Origin of the sequence: Thermotalea metallivorans, from assembly GCF_001562415.1 — a bacterium.
In the GTDB taxonomy this organism is placed as follows: Bacteria; Bacillota; Clostridia; order Peptostreptococcales; family Thermotaleaceae; genus Thermotalea; species Thermotalea metallivorans.
The window spans coordinates 1-5,894 of record NZ_LOEE01000080.1 but is presented as its reverse complement, the minus strand read 5'-3'; the positions used below and the strand labels follow the sequence as shown (position 1 = coordinate 5,894).

Annotated in this window: 10 protein-coding genes; 9 read left to right on the top strand and 1 reads right to left on the bottom strand. The window is 31.2% G+C overall.

Translation table 11 applies throughout. From position 1 onward, the window contains the following. The coding region (locus tag AN619_RS14710; protein WP_068557942.1) for a transposase at positions 1-214 on the bottom strand (214 nt) is incomplete at its 3' end. Positions 215-427: 213 nt separating this feature from the next. Between AN619_RS14710 and AN619_RS14705 the strand changes: the two genes are divergently transcribed. The 9 genes from AN619_RS14705 to AN619_RS14660 all read left to right on the top strand — a co-directional run bounded on the left by AN619_RS14705 (position 428) and on the right by AN619_RS14660 (position 5,808). Continuing rightward, positions 428-679: a hypothetical protein gene (locus AN619_RS14705; protein WP_157065037.1), complete on the top strand. Its 252-nt coding sequence runs from the start codon at positions 428-430 to the stop codon at positions 677-679. A 153-nt stretch (positions 680-832) separates the two neighbouring features. Next, a complete protein-coding gene (locus tag AN619_RS14700; RefSeq protein ID WP_157065036.1) occupies positions 833-1,630 on the top strand; it encodes a hypothetical protein in 798 nt (265 codons plus the stop codon). Between the two features lie 16 nt (positions 1,631-1,646). Beyond that, a complete protein-coding gene (locus tag AN619_RS14695; protein ID WP_068558026.1) occupies positions 1,647-1,826 on the top strand; it encodes a hypothetical protein in 180 nt (59 codons plus the stop codon). A gap of 366 nt (positions 1,827-2,192) precedes the next feature. Beyond that, positions 2,193-2,396, top strand: a complete 204-nt coding sequence (locus AN619_RS14690) for a hypothetical protein (RefSeq protein ID WP_068558025.1) — start codon at positions 2,193-2,195, stop codon at positions 2,394-2,396. Between the two features lie 30 nt (positions 2,397-2,426). Further along, entirely contained in the window at positions 2,427-2,879 is a 453-nt protein-coding gene (locus AN619_RS14685) for a hypothetical protein (protein WP_068558024.1), read from the top strand. Beyond that, complete coding sequence (locus AN619_RS14680; protein WP_068558023.1) at positions 2,873-3,400, top strand: hypothetical protein; 528 nt, start codon at positions 2,873-2,875, stop codon at positions 3,398-3,400. Before AN619_RS14685 ends, AN619_RS14680 begins: the two co-directional genes overlap by 7 nt. A 16-nt stretch (positions 3,401-3,416) precedes the next feature. Then, the gene (locus tag AN619_RS14675; protein ID WP_068558022.1) at positions 3,417-4,241 is read left to right on the top strand and encodes a tyrosine-type recombinase/integrase; all 825 of its coding nucleotides are present in this window, start codon (positions 3,417-3,419) and stop codon (positions 4,239-4,241) included. Positions 4,242-4,434: 193 nt separating this feature from the next. Further along, positions 4,435-4,815, top strand: a complete 381-nt coding sequence (locus AN619_RS14670; RefSeq protein WP_068558021.1) for a TrbC/VirB2 family protein — start codon at positions 4,435-4,437, stop codon at positions 4,813-4,815. A 369-nt stretch (positions 4,816-5,184) separates the two neighbouring features. Further along, positions 5,185-5,808 (top strand): hypothetical protein, encoded by a 624-nt coding sequence (locus AN619_RS14660; RefSeq protein WP_068558019.1) that lies wholly within the window; start codon positions 5,185-5,187, stop codon positions 5,806-5,808. Positions 5,809-5,894 lie beyond the last annotated feature (86 nt).

Genomic DNA, 5,894 nt, shown 5'->3' with positions numbered 1-5,894 from the left:
TGAGCTTTGCAATTTCTTTTTTAATTTTCTTGATTTCTTCAAGGCTTGTAACATCTCCTTCTATGTTAATTGGAGATTTCTTTTTTACCCAACTTCGGACTGCTGTTTCACTTAGGCTATATTCGCTGCAGACTTCCTTGACTGTTTTACCGGATTGTACCAAATCTGCTATCATTGTTTTGAAATCCTCTGTAAAAGTTCTTCGATTTGTCATTTATGGACACTTCCTTTCTTAAATCTTTAGTATATCTAAAACCTTATTTTGTGTCCATACTTATATACTAACATCAGAGAGCTTTCAAGTGGATATGAATACCGGGAACCTATTTTATCTTTCGCTGATAGCTTATCTTATATTTGGGGATATGCCTTTGCAGAATTGCTACTAATAAGTTATGAAGGAGCAGGAGACATAAGCGAGGATCTGTTGTTTCTTAATGAGTTGGTAAATGAAGAAATACAAGCCAGCGAACAAGATAAAACCGAGCAAGTTGCCAATAAAATGATTTTTATTATTCTTAATATGGTAACTTCCTTAGCTTTTATTATGAACATTTTTTTAAATCCAATCGCTAAAGAACTTTATTTCTATACCACATTAGGCAATACTCTTATATTGTTTTGGGTTTTTGTTATAGTAGCAGGCATAACTGCTTCATTGGTTATTGAACAGATATAGAAGGAGGGTGAAAGTATTAAAACACAATATATAATTCCTTTGCTATTCTCCATATTTTTAATATTAACAGATATATTTGTAACTTCTAAAAAGAAAAGACGCATAAAGACAAATGGATTTCTGCACAAGTTAGAAAAATTGGGAAAAAACCGGTTGATTCAACTATTACAAGATAAACCGGAAAGCAGAAAATATAAAAATCTGCAAAGCGATTTAAAAAAAGCAGGCTTAAGAATTTCACCAGAAGCCTTTCTTGCTATTACATATATTTTTCCTTTAGTAGTTGTCTTTTTACTGATAGCTATAAAATATACCAATGTTATCAATACTCTTGTAAATATAGAAAAGGTAAGAGAAGTAGCAGAAAACTTAAACAAGCCTGAAATAGCTCAAATTAGTTTAAAAATCACCAGCACCGGATGGATCTTTCTCCTTATATCCGCTTTAATTGCTAATATGCTTCCCAAATGGGTTTTAAAATTAATAATAGAAATAAAAAAGGGGTTGGGAGAAAAAGAAATTTTAATGTTGCAAACATACACAATTATCATGCTAAAAGTAGGAAAACCAGTGAAACAAATTCTTATTAGTTTATATGAGAGGGCTAGTGCCTATAAAGAACCTTTAGAATTGGCCATAAATACTTTTTCATCAGATCCTAATTTAGCACTGCAAACATTAAAAAACAGTGTGGCTAGTGAAGGTTTTGGGAAAATTTGCACAGCACTGGAACAAAGCCTAAACTATGACAGAACTATAAGTTTGGCATACCTAGAAAACCATAGAATTCTAGGAAAAGAAATAAACAAACAGTTGCGAATAAGAAAAAATACCAGAAAAAAAATTATTGGCGTTCTTTTGATGATTTTTCCATTGGTTGCACTGTTAGCGATAGGAAGTTATCCTTGGCTAATTTTTACATTAAAACAAATTGATAATGTTCCTATGTAGAAGGGAGGTTTCTTTATTGCTAAAATACCTAAAAAACAACAAAGGAGATAGTATTTTAGGATGGATAGTGGTCTTGGCTGCTGTTGCAATTATAGGGGCTTCCATAATTTCAGCGATTAACACATCTTTAGACAATCGAAAACAAATAACAATTGAATATTTTAATGGAACAGACACCATTACAGAATTTGAATAAAGAGTCTCCAAAATGTATTTTCAAATAAAAATATTAAATACAAGGGGGATATTGCAAATGATTGAAAACTTTTTAAACAAAACAAAAGAAATCTTAAAAAGCTAAAAGGGGGTATTCTTCAACTTATTATAATTACTATTGTTGTAATTATAGCTATTGTGCAAATCTCTAATATTAATGCAAAAATTAAGAATAAAGAAAACGGAGAAATTGACTATGTAAGTTTTGTTGCAAAAATCAAATGAAAAGAATTAATGCTAGGAAAATTTGGATAATGTGTGAGCAATTCATCTCATGACTAAAATCACGAGTATTTTTGCTCACGATTAATAAAAACATTTTATAAAAACAAGGAGGATATTACAAATGATTAGAAATTTTTTAAACAAAACAAAGGAAATTTTGAAAAATCAAAGAGGGGACATCTTTCAATTTATTATTATAATTGCTGTTGTTGCAATTATAGCCGTTGTATCGATTCCAAATATTAATGCAAAAATCACAAATAAGGCAAATGATGCTGTTGAAAAGATTGATGAACTGGATCCGGGAGCAGGGACAGGTAACTAAAAAATTTATAAAAATTTGGAGTTGGTTTATATGTTTTTACAAAAAATAAACCAAAGCCTATCCAATCAAAAGGGGGCAGGCGAAATCCTTGCTATGGTGGCCATTGCCCCCATTTTAACTTGGTTTTTTATGTATATTATACTAGGAGGAGCTTTTCTCCTAAGGAAAAATGATATGACAACCATTGTAAATAAGAAGTTTGATCGGGCTTTGGTTCAAGGGCAATTCACACAAAATTTAAAAAATGAACTTATAACAGAACTTCATGCAAAAGGATTTGATGCACCGAATTTAGAAATTACAGTTACACCTCTTTCAGCATACGATAGTGATGATTTTACATATGTGCCACGAGAAGGGGAAATTGAAATTACTGTGTTATATAAAAAAGAGCATCCTTTTTATTATGCAAACTTTGGTGCAGGAAGCAAGGAAAGATTCTATATTGGCACCAAAATACAGGGAATGAGTGAAAAATGGTAAGAGTAGAAGAAATCAAAAAAAATCTTTCAAACCAAAAAGGTGGAGCCATCATCTGGCTTATGATTGTTATTATCGCCTTTGTTGCCGTTTCTGCTTTGGTTTTGGATTTTACCAACCTTTATATTAAAGCAAAGCAAGTAAAGCTATCATTAAACAGATCTGTAAAAGCAGGTTCTCTGGCTATCTTGGAAGGTGAACAATTAGCCAATGGCAATTTTCTTATAGATACTGGAAGGGCAGAAAATAATTTTAGAAAAATCTTAGCCCATAATTTAGGCTTAAATGAAAGTACCTTAGAGCCTTTAGCAAAAAGTGTTTTATCTGAAAAACTAATAATTAAGGAATTTGCAGTTGAAAATAATACACCGGCAATTTATTATTCCGGCACCCTGAAAAGAAATTTTAACATAGAAAATCCATCTGTTATAGCTGTAGTTGAAGTAAAGATTAGGGGAGTATTTCTACAGAAAAAAATGAGATTATCCAAACTTTCAAGTAGTCAGTTAATCTCTATATATTAGCCATTCTATAGCGGAGGTGGTTTATATTGTACGAAGATATGTAGAATATATTCAGAAGAATTATTGTAAGAATACAGCCAATTCATATCTTAACGATATATACCAATTTATCAATTGGTTTGAAAATACAAGGCAAGAAAAGTTTGAGTTTTCAATTTTAACGGAATATGATCTTAAGCAATACAGAAAACATATCCAAAATCAATATGACAGTCAAAACACAATTGAAAGAAAAGTAACAAGCATAAACAAATTCTTGCAATGGGCGGACGCCGAGAAATTAATTAAGCCGTTAAAAATGCAGCAAATTAAAAATGAAAACTATTTTTCCCTGCCCTTAACTATTTCAAAAAAGCAAAGAAACAAACTTCTAAGATATGTATACCGCACAAAAAATCTAAGAGATATATTGGTATTTGAGCTGATTCTAAGAGCCAGTTTAAAAGTATCGGACTTATGTTCCCTGAAAATTAATGATGTTCAATTTCAAGACAATATCAGTTACATAACCATACATAATCCTACAAGAATCCTTTCTTTAGGGCCAAGAATAACAAAAATCCTGAAAAAATACCTTGTGGAAAGAAATGATTCTTGTCCTTATGTGATTGTAGGACAAAAAAACAAAAATATTCATGAACCTATATCCAGGATTGCTATATATCAGATCCTAAAAAAATATGCCAAAGAAGCAGGATTTGAAAAAATAAATGCTAATATCCTGCGTAATACATCTGTTGCTATGCTTATAGAAAAACATGATATTCAAACTGCTCAAAAAGTACTAGGACATAAGCTAATTGCTACAACTGCACGATACATTCAAACCACAGAAATATAAAAAAAATATATTTTTTTATAAAAAAATATTGCAAAAAAATATTATTTTTGCTATTATATGAACAAGATAAAAAATTTTACATTCCTCGTAAAAGTTGAAGGCAGGTTTAAATTTAAACCTGCCTTCAACTTTTTAGGTAAATACAAAGGGTGAAGGCAATTTTGGCACAAAAAATAAAAAAAGGAGGATAAACATGCTTCAAAGATTAAATCTTCTATCAAAACCAATTCTTTCTGTAGTTTTAATTCTCATGATAATCACTATGTTCATTCCTACTTATGCTTTTGCTGACACATCAGGAAGCACCATAGGAAAAGTAAATTCCGGTGGAGGTAGTTCAGGCAGCATTGTGAATGAAGCAGACAAAGCAACAACAGAATTCATTAAAATTGTACGTCAAATTTTCATCCTAATTGCAGTAGTCATGGTAATCTGGATCGGTGTATCCATGGTTCTTGGCGGCTCAACAGACTTGGCGAAATACAAAGTACAGGCTGGCATTTTTATAGTTGCCATTATCATTGTGTTTAAGGCCGAAGCATTAGTAGGAGGCTTAATGGGGATGGTAAAATAATGAATCGAGCGTTTTCTTATCATCCCCTTTCCAAAATAACAGTAAAAGAAAAGTTTATTTTCAATCTAACCTATCCTCAAACAGGTTGGATGTTGTTCGGGCTGTTTTTATCAATGAAAATGAGTGAATTTGTGCCAAAATTGCCTTTCAGTATGTTATTTGCTTATGTTCATTATTTAATTCCTTTACTAATTTGTTCTTTTTTTGCTTTCGTAGAACACAAAACGGGGCTAAGTTATGCTGGTTATATTCTTAGTTTCAGAAGGTATAAAAAAAGAAAAAAAATAAAGATAGATCATTGAAAAGGGTATAAGTCTTTAGACTTAGCCCTTTTCCTATCTTCATTCAAAGGAGGAAGGGTAAACATTTATGTCGGAAACCAATGTTGTAACAAAACAGAAAAAAATCAAGAAAAATTTTTATATTATAACCGGCTGTATATTTTTCATAGTATTTACTTTAATAGCTGTAGGTTTTACCAGTGGCCTTATCAACAAAATAAAAACGATAAAATCTTCTCAAGGGGAGCTATTATTTTATTCTGTTGATGAGAATGAAATTATAGAAAAAAAATTAAAACCATGGATTGATCAAAATAAAATTCAAGCAGGGATACATGTAAAAAAAGATGGGCTGCTTAGTAAAGACGAGTTTCAGTATATTCTAATAGCTGGTGGAGATCAAAAAAATGACCTTGACATTTCAATAACTTCAATCGAAGGTTTCAAAGATAAGATACTAATTCATGGAAAAGTCCTTCCCATAATATCCGGAAGCGTAGAAACAGAAGAAAAAACTTTCTACCCGTATAAAATCATAAAAATAGAAAAGGATTCTAGGAATATAGTTTTAGGCAATCTCAACCTTTTTGATGTCTATAATGCAAAAGAACATACCCAATATGTAGGGGTAGATTTAGCAATAGCAGAGGAAATAAAAGAAAATACATTAAAAATCAACTTTCGCAGGAAGCAACTGATAGCTTTAGCTTGATATAATCAGGCAAAGTCGAGACAAAGTAGTCCAAAAATTCATTAATCGTCTCTTTTGTCAGGAACAGTTTTTCCTGTAAAGCAGTT